Genomic DNA, 14929 nt, shown 5'->3' with positions numbered 1-14929 from the left:
GTATCCTGCGCATCGCAGTTTGGCAAGAAAGGACCGCGTCGGATGCAGGCAGAATTTATCTTACGGGGGCAGGTCCTGTCATTTGCGGGAGACCCGTTTGAGGGCGACCACCCCGAGGCTGCGGCGACGCTGCATGAAGCGGTGGCGATTGGTGGTGGCAAGGTGCTGGAACTGGGCGCGGCTGATGCGCTGCGCAAGGCCCACCCCTCCGCCAGCCTGGTGGATCACGGCGATCACCTGATCCTCGCCGGCTTTGTCGATGCCCATGTGCATTTCCCGCAGACCGCGATCATTGCCAGCTGGGGCAAGCGGCTGATCGACTGGCTGAACAGCTATACTTTCCCCGAGGAGATGCGTTTTGGCGACCGTGGCTATGCCGATGAAATCGCAGGCCGCTATCTGGATCTGACACGCGCCAATGGCACCACCACGATGTGCAGCTACTGCACCATCCACCCCGAAAGCGTGGAGGCGTTTTTCAGCGCCGCGCAGGCGCGCGGGCAGCGCGTGGTTGCGGGCAAGACCTGCATGGACCGCAACGCCCCGGAAGGCCTGCGCGACACCGCGCAATCGGCCTATGACGACAGCGCTGCATTGATTGGCCGCTGGCATGGGGTGGACCGGCTGTCCTATGCGATCACGCCACGGTTCTCGCCCACCTCGACCCCCGAACAGCTGGAGGCGATGGGTGCGCTTTGGGCCGAGCACCCAGACTGCCTGATGCAGACCCATCTGAGCGAGCAGACCGACGAGATTGCCTGGGTGAAATCGCTGTTTCCCGAGGCCCGGGACTATCTGGACACCTATGAGCAATTTGGCCTGCTGGGCGAACGTGGCCTCTACGGTCATGCGATCCATCTGGAAGACCGCGAGCGCGCCCGCCTGCGCGAGGTTGGCGCGGCGCTGGTGCATTGTCCAACCTCCAATACCTTCATCGGGTCTGGGCTGTTCGACATGGCCGGGCTGATGGCTGAGGGGCAACGCATTGGTCTGGCGACGGATACCGGTGGTGGCTCCAGTTTCTCGATGCTGCGCACCATGGCGGCCGCCTATGAAATCGGCCAGCTGCGCGGCACGCCGCTGCATGCTGCACAATTGCTGTGGCTGGCCACCCAAGGCTCGGCCCGCGCGCTGCGCATGGAGGCCCAGATCGGCAATCTCGCCCCGGGCATGGAGGCCGATCTGGTGGTCCTGGATCTGGCCTCGACCCCGGCGATTGCGCAGCGCTGCGCGGGCGCGCGCGATCTCTGGGAGGCGGTCTTTGCCACCATCATGATGGGCGATGACCGGGCGGTGACCGAGGTCTGGATCAACGGCGCGCGCAGCTGAGCCGGGCACCGAGGGGGAAAGAGGCGCTGATGCGCCTCTGCCTCCGGCGGGGATATTTCGGGCCAGAAGATGAGCGCCGCGCGCTGTCGCCGATCTGGTCAGCTGCGTCAGGCCAGCTGCATCAGCCGTGTGGTGGCTTTTTGGTGCCGTTCAAGAAGGTCTGGCAGATCCACGGTCGCCAGCGTGGCATCGCGGATGATCTGGCGCCCTTCGACAAAGAGATGTTTCACCTGCGCCGGCCCCGCCAACAGCAGCGCCGCCGGATCCCAGCTGCCGCTGGAGGCGATGCCGGTCACGTCCCAGATCGCGATATCGGCACGTTTGCCCACCGCCAGCTGGCCGACATCGCGCCGCCCCAGCACCTCCGCGCCGCCACGGGTGGCAATCTCCAGCGCCTCATAGGCGCTCATGGCATCAGCCCCCTGTGCGACCCGCTGCAAGAGCATCGCCTGACGGGCTTCGCTGATCAGGCTGGCCATATCATTGCTGGCCGATCCATCCACGCCGAGACCAACCGGCACCTGCGCATCGCGCATGGCGCGCAGCGGCGCGATGCCGCTGCCAAGGCGGCAGTTGGAACAGGGGCAATGGGCAACACCGGTTCCGGTCCGGGCAAAGAGGTCGATTTCCCCGGCATCCAGTTTCACGCAATGGGCATGCCAGACGTCGGGGCCGGTCCAGCCCAGATCTTCGGCATATTGGCCGGGACGGCAGCCGAACTGCGCCAGGGAATAGGCGATATCCTCGTCGTTTTCGGCCAGATGGGTGTGCAGCATCACCCCCTTGTCGCGGGCCAGAAGCGCAGTGTCGCGCATCAGTTCGCGGCTGACGGAAAACGGTGAACAGGGCGCCAGCGCCACCCGGCACATGGAGCCTTCGGCGGGATCGTGGAACCGGTCCACCACCCGGATCATATCGTCGAGAATGGCGCGTTCCTCCTCGACCAGACTGTCCGGCGGCAGGCCGCCCGCGCTTTCGCCGATGCTCATGGCGCCGCGCGTCGGCTGGAAGCGCAGACCAATATCACCCGCCGCCTCGATGCTGTCCTCCAGCCGGGTGCCATTGGGATAGAGGTAGAGGTGATCGGAGGTGAGCGTGCAGCCCGAGAAGGCCAGTTCGGCCAGCCCCAGCTGGGCGGAGACATGGATGTCATCGGGGGTGAAGGCCGACCAGATCGGATAGAGCCGTTTGAGCCAGCCAAACAGCAGCGCGTCCTGCGCGCCGGGCACCGCGCGGGTGAGATTCTGATAGAGATGATGATGGGTGTTCACAAGGCCCGGGGTCACCACGCAGCCCCGGCCGCTGATCCGCTCGCCCTCCGTGGCGAGATCGCTGCCGATCTCGGCGATCACCCCGTCGCGGATCCGCAGATCGGCATGGGTCAGCTGGCGGCGCTGATCATCCATTGTCAGCGCGATATCAATATCTTCGATCAGAATTTCAGGCACAGGTCACACTCCGTCAGGCCGCCCATTTCGGTTCAGAAGTGTGATGGCGCGCCGACAGAATATGGGCAAAGGACTCGGCGCGTGGCCGAACCCTAATGGATTGCCCGAGGTCGTTTCAAGTGGTTTTGCGGATCAGGGCAAGCGCCGCGGCATGAAGCTCGGCGGTGGCTGCGGCCAGGACCTGACCGCCCTCATGCGCAGGCTCCCCCTGCCAGTTGGTCACCACGCCACCGGCGGCCTCGATGACCGCGATCGGCGCCTGGATGTCGTAGGCGTTGAGCCCGGCCTCGATGACCAGGTCACATTGCCCGGCGGCCAGCAGCGCGTAGGCGTAGCAATCCATCCCGTAGCGGGTCAGCTGAACTTCGCTGGCGACCCGCTGGAAGGCGGCGCGTTCCGCTGCGCTGCCGACTTCGGGAAAGGTGGTGAACAGCGTGGCCGCCAACAGATCCGATGTCTTGCGGGTGCTGAGTGCGACCTCCCCCAGCGGGCCGGTCAGACTGGCCCCCTCGGGCGTACCAATGAACCGCTCACCGATATAGGGTTGATCAATGATGCCGAGGAAAGGGCCATCCGCATCGCCAAGGGCAATCAGCACCCCCCAGGTCGGGGTGCCGCTGATAAAGCCACGGGTGCCGTCGATCGGGTCCAGCACCCATATGCGCCCGGACTGGCCACGGGTCTCGCCGTATTCCTCGCCGAGGATGCCGTCCTCGGGCCTGAGTTGCGAAAGCACCGCGCGCATCGCCTGTTCGGCGGCCCGGTCGGCGATGGTGACGGGATCGAAACCTTCGTCCAGCTTGTTGTCGGATTGCAGCCCGGCTGAGCGGAAATAGGGCAGGATCGCCTGACGTGCGGCATCGGCCATCCGATGGGCAACGTCCAGATCTGAAAACGCGGCTGAAGTCATACCCGAAGGGGTGACATTCAACCGCGCATATTTCAAGCCCCAAGCCCCCACTTGAGGCGGGAAAATCAGGCTGCGTCGCTGAGCACGCGCGCCAGTTCGAACAGACGACGGCGCTGGTTTTCAGGAATCGCATAGTAGGAGCGCACCAAATCCAATGCCTCCTTGTCGCCCATCAGATCGTCAGGCACGCGTGCCTTGTCCGATGCCGGGGCATCATCATCTTGCAGACCTTCAAAAAAGAAGCTGACCGGCACGCTGAGCGCGTCGGAAATATCCCAGAGCCGGGAGGCGCTGACCCGGTTTGCACCGGTTTCATATTTCTGGATCTGTTGAAATTTAATACCAACCAGCTCTGCGAGCTGCTGTTGCGTCATGCCGATGAGCCACCGGCGATGCCGGATACGTTTCCCCACGTGCACGTCCACTGGATGAGCCATGCGTTTCTCCTAAGATTTACAAAACTGGGTGCCACCCTAACCGCCTTTTTAAACCCCCGCCCACCCGGCAATTCCCGCGTGGTGCCAATGTTGCCAAAAAACCCGACGGGTTTCTGGACAAACGACAAGGCGCTCCCATTGGAGTTGAGTGTACGACCTTAACGGTTGAATTCAAGCGTTCACTCTCGCCGGGGTCAGCACCTGTGCGGCAAACGCATGATTTCATGTACCAATTTTATTTCACTTTTTTGCATGTTTTACACATGTTCTCCACCTCCCCATAAATAGTGAGGTGATCTGAAGGCGAATCTGGCATGGTTTGGCCATTCAGAATCACCTTACCCCATGCCAGATATGGAAAAATGATATGCGCGCCTACAGTGTCAGCAGTTTTGACATTTCCCCGACTATCGCAGAAGTTGACGTAGGATCACCGGGAAGCGGAGAAGTTGCAGTTGCAATACACGCCTGTGGGTTGAACTTTGCCGATCTTCTTCTGCTCCGTGGCAAATATCAGGATACGCCGGACCTGCCATTTATTCCCGGTTTGGAACTGGCGGGCGTCATTCAGGCGCTTGGCCCTGATGTGGAGGGGCTGGCGGTTGGCGATCGGGTGGCGGTGTTTTCCGGTCAGGGCGGGCTGGCGGAGGCCGGGGTGTTTGCGGCCGATCGCGTCACGCGGATCCCCGATGAGATGTCCTTTGCCGATGCGGCGGCGTTTCAGATCACCTATGGCACCGGACTGGTTGCGCTGGATCACTGTGCGCGGTTGCAGCCGGGGGAAACCCTGCTGGTCACCGGCGCTGCCGGTGGTGTCGGGCTGACGGCTGTGGAAATCGGCAAACGTCTGGGCGCGCGGGTGATCGCCCATGCGCGTGGAGCCGAGAAGCTGGCCGTGGCCAAGGCGGCGGGCGCGGATCATCTGATCGACGCCGACGAGGATCTGCGGCAGGCGGTCAAGGATCTGGGCGGGGCCGATGTGGTCTATGAGGCGATTGGCGGCGATGTCTGGCAAGCGGCCTTTCGGTCTACCAACCCGGGCGGGCGGCTGCTGCCCATCGGCTTTGCCGGCGGCGAGGTGCCGCAGATCCCGGCGAACCACCTGCTGGTGAAGAACCTCAGCGTTATCGGGTTTTACTTTGGCGGCTACCTGAAGAGCCACCCGGCGGTGGTCAGGGGCGCCATCGCGCGGCTGATCGACTGGTATCGTGACGGCTCGCTGCGCCCACACATCAGCCACCGCCTGCCGCTGGAGGAGACTGACGCAGGGCTGGAGCTGCTGCGCAACCGCAAAGCCACCGGCAAGGTGGTGATCATGATCCGGCCAGAGGCCTAGGCGACGGCAGCCGCCGCGGTGCAGGGCAGCCGCAGGGCGCGATCGTTAGGGCGCAGGTGTCAGGCTGCGGTCCAATGGGACTGCGCCGCCGCCAGCGGGGTACTGATGTTGCGAAAGGCCTTCCGCACCAGAAAGGCAAGTTCAGTCACCATCGGAGAGCCAGAGGTCTCTGCCCCATAGAGGTTGATCAGCTGGATCGGCAGATCCGGCAGGCTGCCACCGTGGTCGATCTGTAGCAGATGCGGCGGCTCGGTGCCCTCGATCATGGTGTGGATCGCCAGATCGGCGCTGACCGTCGCCTCGATGGTGCGGTCGCTATCGGTCTCCACCACCATTTCCCAGGCGATCCCGGCGGCGTCCAGCGCGCTCACCACCTTGGGCCGGAAGGTGCAATAGCGGCCAAAGGCCAGTTTCAGCGGGCGCTGCCGCCAGGCTGATCCATTGGGCGCACCAATCCAGCACAGCGGCCGTTTGGCCAGCGTTTCGCCGTTTTCCGAGGTGGCGGTTTCGGTGGTCAGGATCAGATCGCATTCACCGCGCGAAAACTGCTCTTTCAAAGAGCGGGTATAGCTGGAGATCAGCTGCACCTTCACCCGTGGGAACGACGCATTGAAACGCTGTAGCACCTGCGGGATCGCCGGGTAGACAATGTCATGCGGCACCCCAAGAACGATTTCACCTTCATAGGCCTGATCGGTGAGCCGCCCGATTACCTCGTCATTCAGTGCCACCATCCGCCGCGCATAGGCCAGCAGCTGCTCGCCCGAGGCCGTCAGCGCAATGGTGCGGCCAGAACGGTCCAGCAGTTGCAGGCCCAACAGCTCCTCCAGCCGCTTCAGCTGCATGGAGACCGCCGATTGGGTCAGATGCAGAAAACCGGCCGCGCGGGTCACCCCGCCATTGTCCGCAACCGCCACAAACGAGCGCAGCGTGGTGATATCGAGGTTTCGCATCATCACAATCCTTGATGGTTTAAATCATAAACATTCGTTTTTCATATCAATCATACTCCGCCATATATATCAACAGAATTGATCAGACACCGTAACCTCATCAGAGTTCCAGAAAAGGACAAAAATCATGACCTATATGGACAACAGCCTGCGCAACTGCACCTGCGCGCCCCGCCGCTCGTTCCTCGCAACCGTTGCCCAACGCCTCGCCATCTGGCGCGAACGCCGGATGCTGGCCACGCTTGATCAAAGCGCGTTGGACGACATGGGCATCAGCAAGACCGAAGCCCAGGCAGAGGCCCGCCGCCCGATCTGGGACGCGCCGAGCAGCTGGACCCGCTAAAGGCGACGCGCCGACAAGGCTCACACCAAGCCTAATACGAAAAGAGGTCCGCGCTGCGGACCTTTTGCACCCCAACAGTCTGCCCCCGGATCAAGGTTGGGAGTCAAGGAACTCTCTGGGACCGTCGCCGGAGGTGTCGCCGGCGCACGACCGGCGGCCACCTGTGGCGATGCCGTGAAGATGGAATCTTTGTGCGTCTTTTGTGGGTTCATGATGTTAGCCTGCAACAGGGTCGCCAGACAGCACCTACAGAACCGCACGCCCAAGTTGTGAAAACTGCCTCAGGGTGATCTCAGAGGGGGCGCGGACCCGGATCCGGAACACTTTGGTCTGGCTCTGTGCAAGCCCTCGCCAAACATCCCAGGTTTTTTGTCGATAATTCCACCGAAACTTCGGTCTACGGCCTTGAACCGCGCCCCGCTTCACCCGATATTTGCGAGGAACGCCAGGTCTCTGCACGCAGCAGGAAACCTGCGCGAGGGAGTTTAAAGACGGAGACCATGATACATGGCACAGTTTGACACCATCCGGTCCACAGCGGGCGCACGCTCTGCGGAGATAGATGCGGGCCTGCGCGCCCATATGAACAAGGTCTACGGCACCATGGCCGTGGGCACATTCATTACATTTCTGGCTGCCTGGGCCATCTCCGGCCTGGCGGTGACCTCCGATCCGGCCAATGCCGCAGCCCAGCTGAGTGCCGATAAATACCTGACCAGCATCGGCTATGCGCTTTACGCCTCGCCGCTGAAGTGGGTGATCATGTTTGCCCCGCTGGCCTTTGTGTTTGGCATCGGCGCCGCCGCGAACCGCATGTCGGCCGCGGGCGTCCAGCTGCTGTTCTACGTCTTCGCCACCGTGATGGGCCTGTCGATCAGCTCGATCTTCCTGGTGTTCACCGGCGAAAGCATCGTGCAGGTGTTCCTGATCACCTCCATCGCCTTTGCGGGCCTGTCGCTGGTGGGCTACACCACCAAGAAGGACCTCAGCGGCATGGGCGCCTTCCTGATCATGGGCCTGATCGGCCTGATCGTGGCGTCTATCGTCAACATTTTCCTGGCGTCGTCGGCAATGGCCTTTGCGATCTCGGTGATCGGCGTGCTGATCTTTGCGGGTCTCACCGCCTATGACACCCAGCGGATCAAGAATGACTATCTCCAGCACGCCCATATGGGCGACCAGGAATGGCTGGCGAAATCCGCGATCATGGGCGCACTGAGCCTCTATCTGGACTTCATCAATATGTTCATGATGCTGCTCCAGCTGCTTGGAAATCGCGAATAACGCGACACCTTCCAGAGCCAACCAAGACCGGGGCGGATCATCACGATCCGCCCTTTTTCTTTGCCCGCGCTGCGGTTGCGGCCGGGACATGTCACGCAACGAATTTGAGACCCCGATGAGATTGATTGATATCGCCCCAAAAGAGGCGCACCGCATTGTCCCGCTGCTGCAAGAGCTGCACGCGCTGCATGTCACCCACCAGCCTGACCGCTACCCGGCCGATCCTGATGGTGCAGCGCTGGCCCGCTGGCTTGAGACATGGCTGAGCGAGCCAAGCCTGACCGCCCGCGCCGCCGTCAGCCCGCAGGGGCGGATCATGGGCTATGTCATCTATGGCATCGAGGAGCGCCCTGCCCTCCCCGTCCGCAGGGCCGAGACCCGCGCCATGCTGCACCATGTCGCCGTCGCCAAGAGCTGGCAGCGCATGGGTGTCGCAACCGCGCTGATCACCGATATGAAGCGCTCTGTGGCGGCCAAGGGCGTTCCGGTGATCGCAACCACATACGCCCCCTTCAACACCGCCTCTGCGGCGCTGATGCAGCGTATGGGCCTGCTGCCTGTGATGGTCATGGCCGAGTGGCGCGGCTAATCTGCGGCCACAACGAAAAACAGGAGGCGACCCCACCGTCGCCTCCTGTCATGGTCGCTCCCCCGAGCCGACCTGTGGTGCTGTGAAGTTCCGAAACCGCGCGCTTCTGGCGCTGCATCCCGGACCCACTCTCTCACCCACATCCCAAGACATATGTGACGGCCAAATGTGGCATTTTCGGGCCGATCCGGCGCGCCGTCGGTGTTTTCATTTACCGAATTTTCATAAAAATGCGCGCGACCGGCAGCCCGGCAAGCGGCGCCCGGTCAGTGGCGCCCGGTCAGTCAGGCAACAGCGCGGCCACACGAAAAAGGGCCGCACCCTGGTGCGACCCTTCTGATCTACTGTCCCGAATATCGGGGGCGGTGTCGCGGCCGGAGGCAGCGCAACACCAAGAGGCTTATTTGATTTTGCCTTCTTTGTATTCAACGTGCTTGCGCACGACCGGGTCGTACTTCCGCACAACCATTTTCTCGGTCATGGTGCGTGCGTTTTTCTTGGTCACGTAGAAGTGGCCCGTGCCCGCGGTCGAGTTCAGGCGGATCTTGATTGTGGTCGGCTTCGCCATGGTATTCTCCTGCGTCCGAAAAGGCAGGGGCCTCTCGGTAAATTCCTATATGAGCGTGCGCTTTTACCTGCACCACCCCGCGAGTCAATAGGATTCGAGGGGATATTTTGCGCAGAGGGCCTGTAAGCCGGATTTTGTTCCAGGGCCAGGGCCCTTTCGACGACCATTCATCTAGGATGCACATTGCTGTGCACCTCCAGCTGCCAACCCGACCCCTCTTGGCCAAAACATGCCTAGCGGCGGTATCGGCTGACGCCGACCGGCCCGCGCGGGGGTCCTATTTGGCATTGCTCCCGGTGGGGCTTGCCGTGCCGCCCCTGTTGCCAGCGGCGCGGTGGGCTCTTACCCCACCGTTTCACCCTTACCCACATGGGATCACCTGACAGGCAGGCGCACATGGGCGGTCTGTTTTCTGTGGCGCTCTCCGTCAGATCGCTCTGCCCGGGCATTACCCGGCACCGTTGTTTTGTAGAGTCCGGACTTTCCTCGCGACGCCTTGCGGCCCCCCGCGGCCGTCCGGCCCTCTGCGCAGGGGTTGGCGTAGAAACTACTGCGCCCAAGGTCAAGCGGATAGTGCACCGGGGGCGTTGCCCCCTCGCGCCTGCGGCGCTCACCCCAGGATATTTGCGGCCAGAAGATGCCGGGACGCTCTCTATCTTCTGGCGTCAAATATCCCGGAGCGCGAGGCAGAGCCTCGCTCAGGCCTCTGCCCGGGACGCATCGGTCAGCAGCGGCAGGACGTCCCTGTCGGTCAAGGGACCGGTCTGCCATGGTCGGAATCTGAGGCGCACCGCCTGCAGCAGGGTGGCGTCATCCACATCCGCCGTAAAGCCACGCCGCCGCGCCAGAGCGCGAAAGCGGTCCATCCCGACGTCGGTCTCTGGCCGCGCCGCAGCACCCGGCGCGGCGCTGGCCAGCCCCTGTCTGGCCAGCCGCGCCCAGTCAAAGCGGGCGCCCGGGTCACATTTGCGCCCCGGCGCCATGCAGGAATGCCCGATCACACCGGAGGCCGGGATCCGCCAGCGCAACAGCACAGCCCGCAGCAGCCCCTCCAGCCGGTTCATCTGGGCTGCAGAAAACGGATGATCGCCCCGGTTGTCCAATTCGATCCCGATCGAGCGGGAGTTGATATCCTCCTGCCCGCACCATTCCCCGGCGCCGGCATGCCAGGCGCGGTCGGCCTCCCTGACCATCTGCCACAGCCGTCCGTCAGCGGCGATCAGGTAATGGGCCGACACCTCGTACCGCGGGTCGCAGAGCCGCTCCAATGCGGCCTCGGCACTGTCCATCGCGGTGTAATGCAGCACAACCAGATGCGGCGTCAGATCATGGCGGCGCGCAGTGAAATTGGGACTGGGATGCCAGATGGCATCCGTCCCGGTGTCAGCAGAGGTCGGCGGAGGTGTCATGAGGCGCCAGCCGCCTCAGTTCTGCACCGCAAGTCGATAGGGCGCTGGATCCCAGCCGCAGGCGTAGCCGTCCCCATCGGGATCAAGCGCCTGGCGGTCACGTTTCGGGCCGCCCGCTTCGAGAAAGGCAATCTGGGCCAGTTCCGGCGAGGCAAATCCGGCGCAGTTGCGCGAGGAGCGGGCCGCCAGGTTGAAGCCGGAGCGTGAATAGATCCGCTGCCCACGCGGGTTGGAGGTGCTGAGCGCATAGCGCACGATATTGGGATCGCGGTCGCCGCTGCGTTCGGGCACTGCGGTGGGGCTGACCACCTGGTACTGGGCGCGCTGACGGGCCAGACGCTCGGCATCGCTTTCGATGCTTTGGCGCGAGGCGACCGCATCGAAATCATTCTCGTCGGAGATCCGCGGATTGCCTGCAAGGGCCGGCGCCGGGTTTGACGGGCTGGCCTCGATCGGTGCGGTGCCCGAGTTGCCGCGTGCAGCCGCGAGGGCCGCGGCGGTTTCGCGGGCAATATCGTCGCTGCTGCCGGTCGCGGGTGCGAGGGATCCGGCGCTGCTGCCTGCGGCTGCGACGCGGGGGGCGGGCTGCGCGCTGCCCGGCAAGCTCTCGGTTGCGACGCGGACCGGCGGCACCAGCGGATCGCCATTAATCGTGGTGCCTGTCGCCGGTGCCCGGTCAAAGGGGCTGGAGCCAAATCCGGCCTCGGGGCCACTTTCAGGCACCGGAGGCTGGCACGCGGCCAGCAGCACAAGACTGCTGGTCGCCAAGATGGACCGGAATAGACGCATGATCACCACCTGTTGGTTCTGCTCAGATCAGGACAGGGTTTACCACCATTGGGCCGGCTTGGCCACAAAACCGGCGGCCCCTTCCAGCGCATAGGCCGTATTCAGCAGATCGCCCTCTTCCCAGGGGCGGCCAATCAGCTGAAGCCCCAGCGGCAGGCCCTGCGCATCAACACCGGCCGGAACCGAAATGCCGGGGAGGCCGGCGAGGTTCACGGTGACGGTAAAGACGTCATTGAGATACATCTGCACCGGATCCGCGTCGATCATTTCGCCGAGGCCAAAGGCGGCCGAAGGTGTTGCCGGGGTCAGGATCGCGTCAATGCCCTGGGCAAAGACGTCTTCGAAGTCTTTCTTGATCAGGGTGCGGACCTTGCGGGCGCGGTTGTAATAGGCGTCGTAGAAACCGGCCGAGAGAACATAGGTCCCCACCATCACGCGGCGCTGCACCTCATGGCCGAAGCCTGCGGCGCGGGTTTTTTCGTACATTTCGGTAATGCCATCGCCCGCCTCCAGCGCCGCGCGCTGGCCATAGCGCACACCGTCATAGCGCGCGAGGTTGGAGGAGGCCTCGGCCGGGGCGATCACGTAATAGGCAGGCAGGGCGTATTTGGTGTGCGGCAATGAGATATCGACGATCTCGGCCCCGGCGGCACGCAGCATCTCGGCGCCTTCGGACCAGAGTTTCTCGATTTCGCCGGGCATTCCATCCATGCGGTATTCACGCGGGATACCGATTTTCTTGCCCTTGATATCGCCGGTCAGCATCGCCTCGAAGTTCGGCACCGCCAGATCGGCGCTGGTGCTGTCCTTGGGGTCGTGGCCGCACATCGCCTCAAGCATCATTGCCGCGTCGCGCACCGATTTGGTCATCGGGCCCGCCTGATCCAGGGAGGAGGCAAAGGCCACAACGCCCCAGCGCGAGCAGCGCCCATAGGTGGGCTTGATGCCAGTGATCCCGGTAAAGGCGGCCGGCTGGCGAATCGAGCCGCCAGTGTCGGTGCCGGTGGCCGCAAGGCACAGATCCGCAGCCACGGCCGCTGCGGAGCCGCCGGAGGAGCCGCCCGGTGTCAGCTCGGCAGTATCATTGCCGCGCCGCCAGGGGCTGACCGCGTTACCATAGACGGAGGTTTCATTGGACGAGCCCATGGCGAATTCGTCCATGTTCAGCTTGCCCAGCATGACAGCACCTGCATCCTGCAGCTGCTGCGATACGGTGGATTCATATTCGGGCTTGAAACCTTCCAGAATGCCGGAGGCGGCCTGGCTGGCGACACCTTTGGTGCAGAACAGGTCCTTGATGCCGATCGGCAGGCCGCACATGGCGGGCGCATCGCCTGCCTTGATCCGTGCATCTGCTGCCTTGGCGCGCTCCAGCGCGATCTCGGGCGTCTTGTGCACAAACGCGTTCAGGGCATCTGCGGCCTCGATGGCCTTGAGGCAGGCCTCGGTCAGCTCGACAGAGGTAGTCTCGCCCTTGCGCAATGCGTCACGGGCTTCGGACAGGGTGAGTTTGTTGAGTTCGGTCATGTCTTATTCAACCACCTTGGGCACTGCAAAAAACCCTTCGCGGGCATCGGGGGCATTGGCCAGGATCTTGTCCTGCTGATTGCCATCGGTCACCTCGTCGACGCGGCGTTTCAGGCGCTGCGGCGTCACCGACGTCATCGGTTCGACGCCCTCAACATCCACCTCGTTCAGCTGCTCGATAAAGCCGAGGATGGTGTTGAACTCATCCGCCAGTGCTGGCAGCGCGTCCTCTTCGACCTTGATACGGGCCAGTTTGGCCACTTTTGCGGCGGTGCTTTGGTCAATCGACATGGAAACCCTCATCTCGTGTTAGGACGCATTTACCGCCGCACCGCCGCCGCCGCAAGCCTGTGGCGGCGCGAAACCCCGGTGAAATCGGCGTGACGGAGCGCGGGCGAGTGGATTTTTGCACCAAGCGCGATAGGCTTAGGCCAAGACGATGCGCCAGCGGGGCCGATCGTAACAGTATTGAGGGAGACAGAACATGAAGATCATCTGGTTGGGCCATGGCAGTTTTCGCATCGAGACCGCAGGGCAGGTTCTGCTGGTCGATCCCTGGCTCACCGGCAATCCCATGCTCGCCGAGGACCAGCATGACGCCGCGATCACCGGCGCCACCCATATCATTCTGACCCATGCGCATTTCGACCATGTGATCGACGTGCTGGCGCTGGCGCGACGCCTGGATGTGCCGATTGTGGGGCAATATGACCTGATGGGCATCTGGGGCGAGACCGAGGAGGTCACCACCATCGGCTTCAACAAAGGCGGAACCGTCAATCTGGACGGGCCGCAACTGGCGATGGTGCCTGCCTCGCACAGCTCGACCTTTGCCACCCAGGACGGGCTGCGCACCGGGGGCAGCGAAGTCGGCTACATGCTGATGAGTGAAAACAAGACGCTCTATATCTCGGGCGATACCGGGTTGATGGCCGATATGGACTGGATGGGGGATTACTACAAACCCGACATCGGCATCCTGAGCGCGGGCGGGCATTTCACCATGGATATGGCGCAGGCGGCCTATGCGGCGACACGGTATTTCAACTTCAAGACCGTGATCCCCTGCCACTACCGCACGTTCCCGATCCTTGAGCAGAGCGCCGAGAAACTGGCCGAGGCGCTGCCGGATGTGACGGTGATCGAGCCGCAGGTTCTGGACGTAATCGACGTCTAGCCGACAGGCTCCCGCCCGGACCCCGGTCTGCGGTGCAGATCCGGTCCCGTTGGGCGTGGCGCCGCCCCGGCCGGGGCGGCGCGGGCACGCGCGAAAGCCTGGTAGCGCGCTGACCTCAAAAGCGCGAAGATCACGCGTGCGGCCTTATCACTCGCCGCCGGATAAGGCCGGGGATTGAAAGCTGGCGCGTGCCCTGGCCGCCTGCGCGCGGCAGATGCAATGCTCCGCGTGATCATTGACCAGCCCCATCGCCTGCATGAAGGCAAAACAGGTGGTGGGGCCGACAAATTTCCAGCCCCGTTTCTTCAGCTCTTTTGACAGCGCGATGGACTGCGGCGTGATAGAGGCCGTCTGCGGCGGCACCTGCGCATCGGGACCGGGTTCAAACCGCCAGAAAAACGCCGCCAGCGAGCCCTCCTGCCTGACCATCTCCTGCGCGCGCCGGGCATTGTTGATCACTGCCTCGACCTTGCCGCGATGGCGGACAATGCCTGCATCCTGCAACAGGCGCTCCACATCTGGCGGGCCAAATTCCGCCACGCGGTCCCAGTCAAAACCATGGAAGGCGGCGCGGAAGTTCTCGCGCTTGGCCAGAATGGTCCGCCAGCTCAGGCCGGATTGAAAGCTCTCCAGACAGATCTTTTCAAGCAGGCGGCGATCATCTGCCACCGGATAGCCCCATTCCTGATCGTGATAGGCCAGAAACTCGGGCGCGGATCCAGCCCAGCCACAGCGCAGCTGCCCGTCATCTGCCAGATATTCCTTGCTCATCACTCGCCCCCCTTTTCGGCAGTGCAGGCCGCTCATATGCTGGCCCGCCGCGCCGCCAC

At 63.2% G+C, this 14929-nt stretch carries 16 protein-coding genes and 1 other RNA gene; 6 read left to right on the top strand and 11 right to left on the bottom strand.

What is annotated here, in order from left to right:
- Positions 1-42: 42 nt before the first annotated feature.
- Entirely contained in the window at positions 43-1329 is a 1287-nt protein-coding gene (gene guaD, locus VWZ85_RS02175) for a guanine deaminase (RefSeq protein ID WP_416541370.1), read from the top strand.
- Between the two features lie 107 nt (positions 1330-1436).
- Here guaD and VWZ85_RS02170 read toward each other — a convergent pair whose 3' ends face one another.
- The 3 genes from VWZ85_RS02170 to VWZ85_RS02160 all read right to left on the bottom strand — a co-directional run bounded on the left by VWZ85_RS02170 (position 1437) and on the right by VWZ85_RS02160 (position 4124).
- Positions 1437-2777 carry an 8-oxoguanine deaminase gene (locus VWZ85_RS02170; RefSeq protein WP_416586901.1) on the bottom strand — a complete coding sequence of 447 codons (1341 nt, stop codon included), beginning with the start codon at positions 2775-2777 and terminating at the stop codon, positions 1437-1439.
- Positions 2778-2892: 115 nt separating this feature from the next.
- Complete coding sequence (gene hisN, locus VWZ85_RS02165; protein WP_416586900.1) at positions 2893-3687, bottom strand: histidinol-phosphatase; 795 nt, start codon at positions 3685-3687, stop codon at positions 2893-2895.
- Between the two features lie 65 nt (positions 3688-3752).
- Positions 3753-4124, bottom strand: coding sequence for a helix-turn-helix domain-containing protein (locus VWZ85_RS02160; protein ID WP_340546062.1), 372 nt, complete (start codon positions 4122-4124; stop codon positions 3753-3755).
- A gap of 367 nt (positions 4125-4491) precedes the next feature.
- Here VWZ85_RS02160 and VWZ85_RS02155 point away from each other — a divergent pair, with 367 nt between their 5' ends.
- Positions 4492-5460, top strand: coding sequence for an NADPH:quinone oxidoreductase family protein (locus VWZ85_RS02155; protein WP_416535097.1), 969 nt, complete (start codon positions 4492-4494; stop codon positions 5458-5460).
- 59 nt (positions 5461-5519) lie between these two features.
- Here the strand turns inward: VWZ85_RS02155 and VWZ85_RS02150 are convergent, their stop codons facing one another.
- Positions 5520-6413: a LysR family transcriptional regulator gene (locus VWZ85_RS02150; protein WP_416535096.1), complete on the bottom strand. Its 894-nt coding sequence runs from the start codon at positions 6411-6413 to the stop codon at positions 5520-5522.
- A gap of 127 nt (positions 6414-6540) precedes the next feature.
- Here VWZ85_RS02150 and VWZ85_RS02145 point away from each other — a divergent pair, with 127 nt between their 5' ends.
- The 3 genes from VWZ85_RS02145 (at position 6541) to VWZ85_RS02135 (ending at position 8629) form a co-directional block, all read left to right on the top strand.
- A complete protein-coding gene (locus tag VWZ85_RS02145) occupies positions 6541-6756 on the top strand; it encodes a DUF1127 domain-containing protein (RefSeq protein ID WP_340546065.1) in 216 nt (71 codons plus the stop codon).
- Between the two features lie 507 nt (positions 6757-7263).
- A complete protein-coding gene (locus VWZ85_RS02140; protein WP_340546067.1) occupies positions 7264-8040 on the top strand; it encodes a Bax inhibitor-1 family protein in 777 nt (258 codons plus the stop codon).
- 115 nt (positions 8041-8155) lie between these two features.
- Entirely contained in the window at positions 8156-8629 is a 474-nt protein-coding gene (locus tag VWZ85_RS02135) for a GNAT family N-acetyltransferase (protein ID WP_340546337.1), read from the top strand.
- Positions 8630-9029: 400 nt separating this feature from the next.
- Here the strand turns inward: VWZ85_RS02135 and rpmG are convergent, their stop codons facing one another.
- The 6 genes from rpmG to gatC form a co-directional block, all read right to left on the bottom strand.
- Positions 9030-9197, bottom strand: a complete 168-nt coding sequence (gene rpmG / locus VWZ85_RS02130) for a 50S ribosomal protein L33 (RefSeq protein ID WP_007814563.1) — start codon at positions 9195-9197, stop codon at positions 9030-9032.
- Between the two features lie 107 nt (positions 9198-9304).
- Positions 9305-9725, bottom strand: an RNA gene (rnpB, locus tag VWZ85_RS02125) — RNase P RNA component class A.
- Between the two features lie 170 nt (positions 9726-9895).
- A complete protein-coding gene (locus VWZ85_RS02120) occupies positions 9896-10606 on the bottom strand; it encodes an N-acetylmuramoyl-L-alanine amidase (protein ID WP_416586897.1) in 711 nt (236 codons plus the stop codon).
- Positions 10607-10621: 15 nt separating this feature from the next.
- Entirely contained in the window at positions 10622-11395 is a 774-nt protein-coding gene (locus VWZ85_RS02115; protein ID WP_340546069.1) for a hypothetical protein, read from the bottom strand.
- 39 nt (positions 11396-11434) lie between these two features.
- The gene (gatA, locus tag VWZ85_RS02110; protein WP_340546070.1) at positions 11435-12922 is read right to left on the bottom strand and encodes an Asp-tRNA(Asn)/Glu-tRNA(Gln) amidotransferase subunit GatA; all 1488 of its coding nucleotides are present in this window, start codon (positions 12920-12922) and stop codon (positions 11435-11437) included.
- 3 nt (positions 12923-12925) lie between these two features.
- Positions 12926-13213 carry an Asp-tRNA(Asn)/Glu-tRNA(Gln) amidotransferase subunit GatC gene (gene gatC / locus VWZ85_RS02105; RefSeq protein ID WP_008561736.1) on the bottom strand — a complete coding sequence of 96 codons (288 nt, stop codon included), beginning with the start codon at positions 13211-13213 and terminating at the stop codon, positions 12926-12928.
- Positions 13214-13406: 193 nt separating this feature from the next.
- Between gatC and VWZ85_RS02100 the strand changes: the two genes are divergently transcribed.
- Positions 13407-14099, top strand: a complete 693-nt coding sequence (locus tag VWZ85_RS02100; protein ID WP_340546071.1) for a metal-dependent hydrolase — start codon at positions 13407-13409, stop codon at positions 14097-14099.
- 147 nt (positions 14100-14246) lie between these two features.
- Here VWZ85_RS02100 and VWZ85_RS02095 read toward each other — a convergent pair whose 3' ends face one another.
- Positions 14247-14870: a DNA-3-methyladenine glycosylase I gene (locus VWZ85_RS02095; RefSeq protein WP_416586894.1), complete on the bottom strand. Its 624-nt coding sequence runs from the start codon at positions 14868-14870 to the stop codon at positions 14247-14249.
- Positions 14871-14929: the final 59 nt, after the last annotated feature.

Origin of the sequence: Phaeobacter sp. JH20_29 (genome assembly GCF_048056175.1) — a bacterium.
GTDB classification, from domain to species: Bacteria; Pseudomonadota; Alphaproteobacteria; order Rhodobacterales; family Rhodobacteraceae; genus Phaeobacter; species Phaeobacter bryozoorum.
This window is presented reverse-complemented; position numbering and strand designations above follow the sequence as displayed.

Excerpts from the sequence above, each read along its gene's own strand:
- guaD (WP_416541370.1), top strand. The coding sequence starts at position 43 with ATGCAGGCAGAATTTATCTTACGGGGGCAGGTCCTGTCATTTGCGGGA.
- hisN (WP_416586900.1), bottom strand. The coding sequence starts at position 3,687 with ATGACTTCAGCCGCGTTTTCAGATCTGGACGTTGCCCATCGGATGGCC.
- VWZ85_RS02160 (WP_340546062.1), bottom strand. The coding sequence starts at position 4,124 with ATGGCTCATCCAGTGGACGTGCACGTGGGGAAACGTATCCGGCATCGC.
- VWZ85_RS02155 (WP_416535097.1), top strand. The coding sequence starts at position 4,492 with ATGCGCGCCTACAGTGTCAGCAGTTTTGACATTTCCCCGACTATCGCA.
- VWZ85_RS02150 (WP_416535096.1), bottom strand. The coding sequence starts at position 6,413 with ATGCGAAACCTCGATATCACCACGCTGCGCTCGTTTGTGGCGGTTGCG.
- VWZ85_RS02145 (WP_340546065.1), top strand. The coding sequence starts at position 6,541 with ATGACCTATATGGACAACAGCCTGCGCAACTGCACCTGCGCGCCCCGC.
- VWZ85_RS02140 (WP_340546067.1), top strand. The coding sequence starts at position 7,264 with ATGGCACAGTTTGACACCATCCGGTCCACAGCGGGCGCACGCTCTGCG.
- VWZ85_RS02135 (WP_340546337.1), top strand. The coding sequence starts at position 8,156 with ATGAGATTGATTGATATCGCCCCAAAAGAGGCGCACCGCATTGTCCCG.
- rpmG (WP_007814563.1), bottom strand. The coding sequence starts at position 9,197 with ATGGCGAAGCCGACCACAATCAAGATCCGCCTGAACTCGACCGCGGGC.
- VWZ85_RS02120 (WP_416586897.1), bottom strand. The coding sequence starts at position 10,606 with ATGACACCTCCGCCGACCTCTGCTGACACCGGGACGGATGCCATCTGG.
- VWZ85_RS02115 (WP_340546069.1), bottom strand. The coding sequence starts at position 11,395 with ATGCGTCTATTCCGGTCCATCTTGGCGACCAGCAGTCTTGTGCTGCTG.
- gatA (WP_340546070.1), bottom strand. The coding sequence starts at position 12,922 with ATGACCGAACTCAACAAACTCACCCTGTCCGAAGCCCGTGACGCATTG.
- gatC (WP_008561736.1), bottom strand. The coding sequence starts at position 13,213 with ATGTCGATTGACCAAAGCACCGCCGCAAAAGTGGCCAAACTGGCCCGT.
- VWZ85_RS02100 (WP_340546071.1), top strand. The coding sequence starts at position 13,407 with ATGAAGATCATCTGGTTGGGCCATGGCAGTTTTCGCATCGAGACCGCA.
- VWZ85_RS02095 (WP_416586894.1), bottom strand. The coding sequence starts at position 14,870 with ATGAGCAAGGAATATCTGGCAGATGACGGGCAGCTGCGCTGTGGCTGG.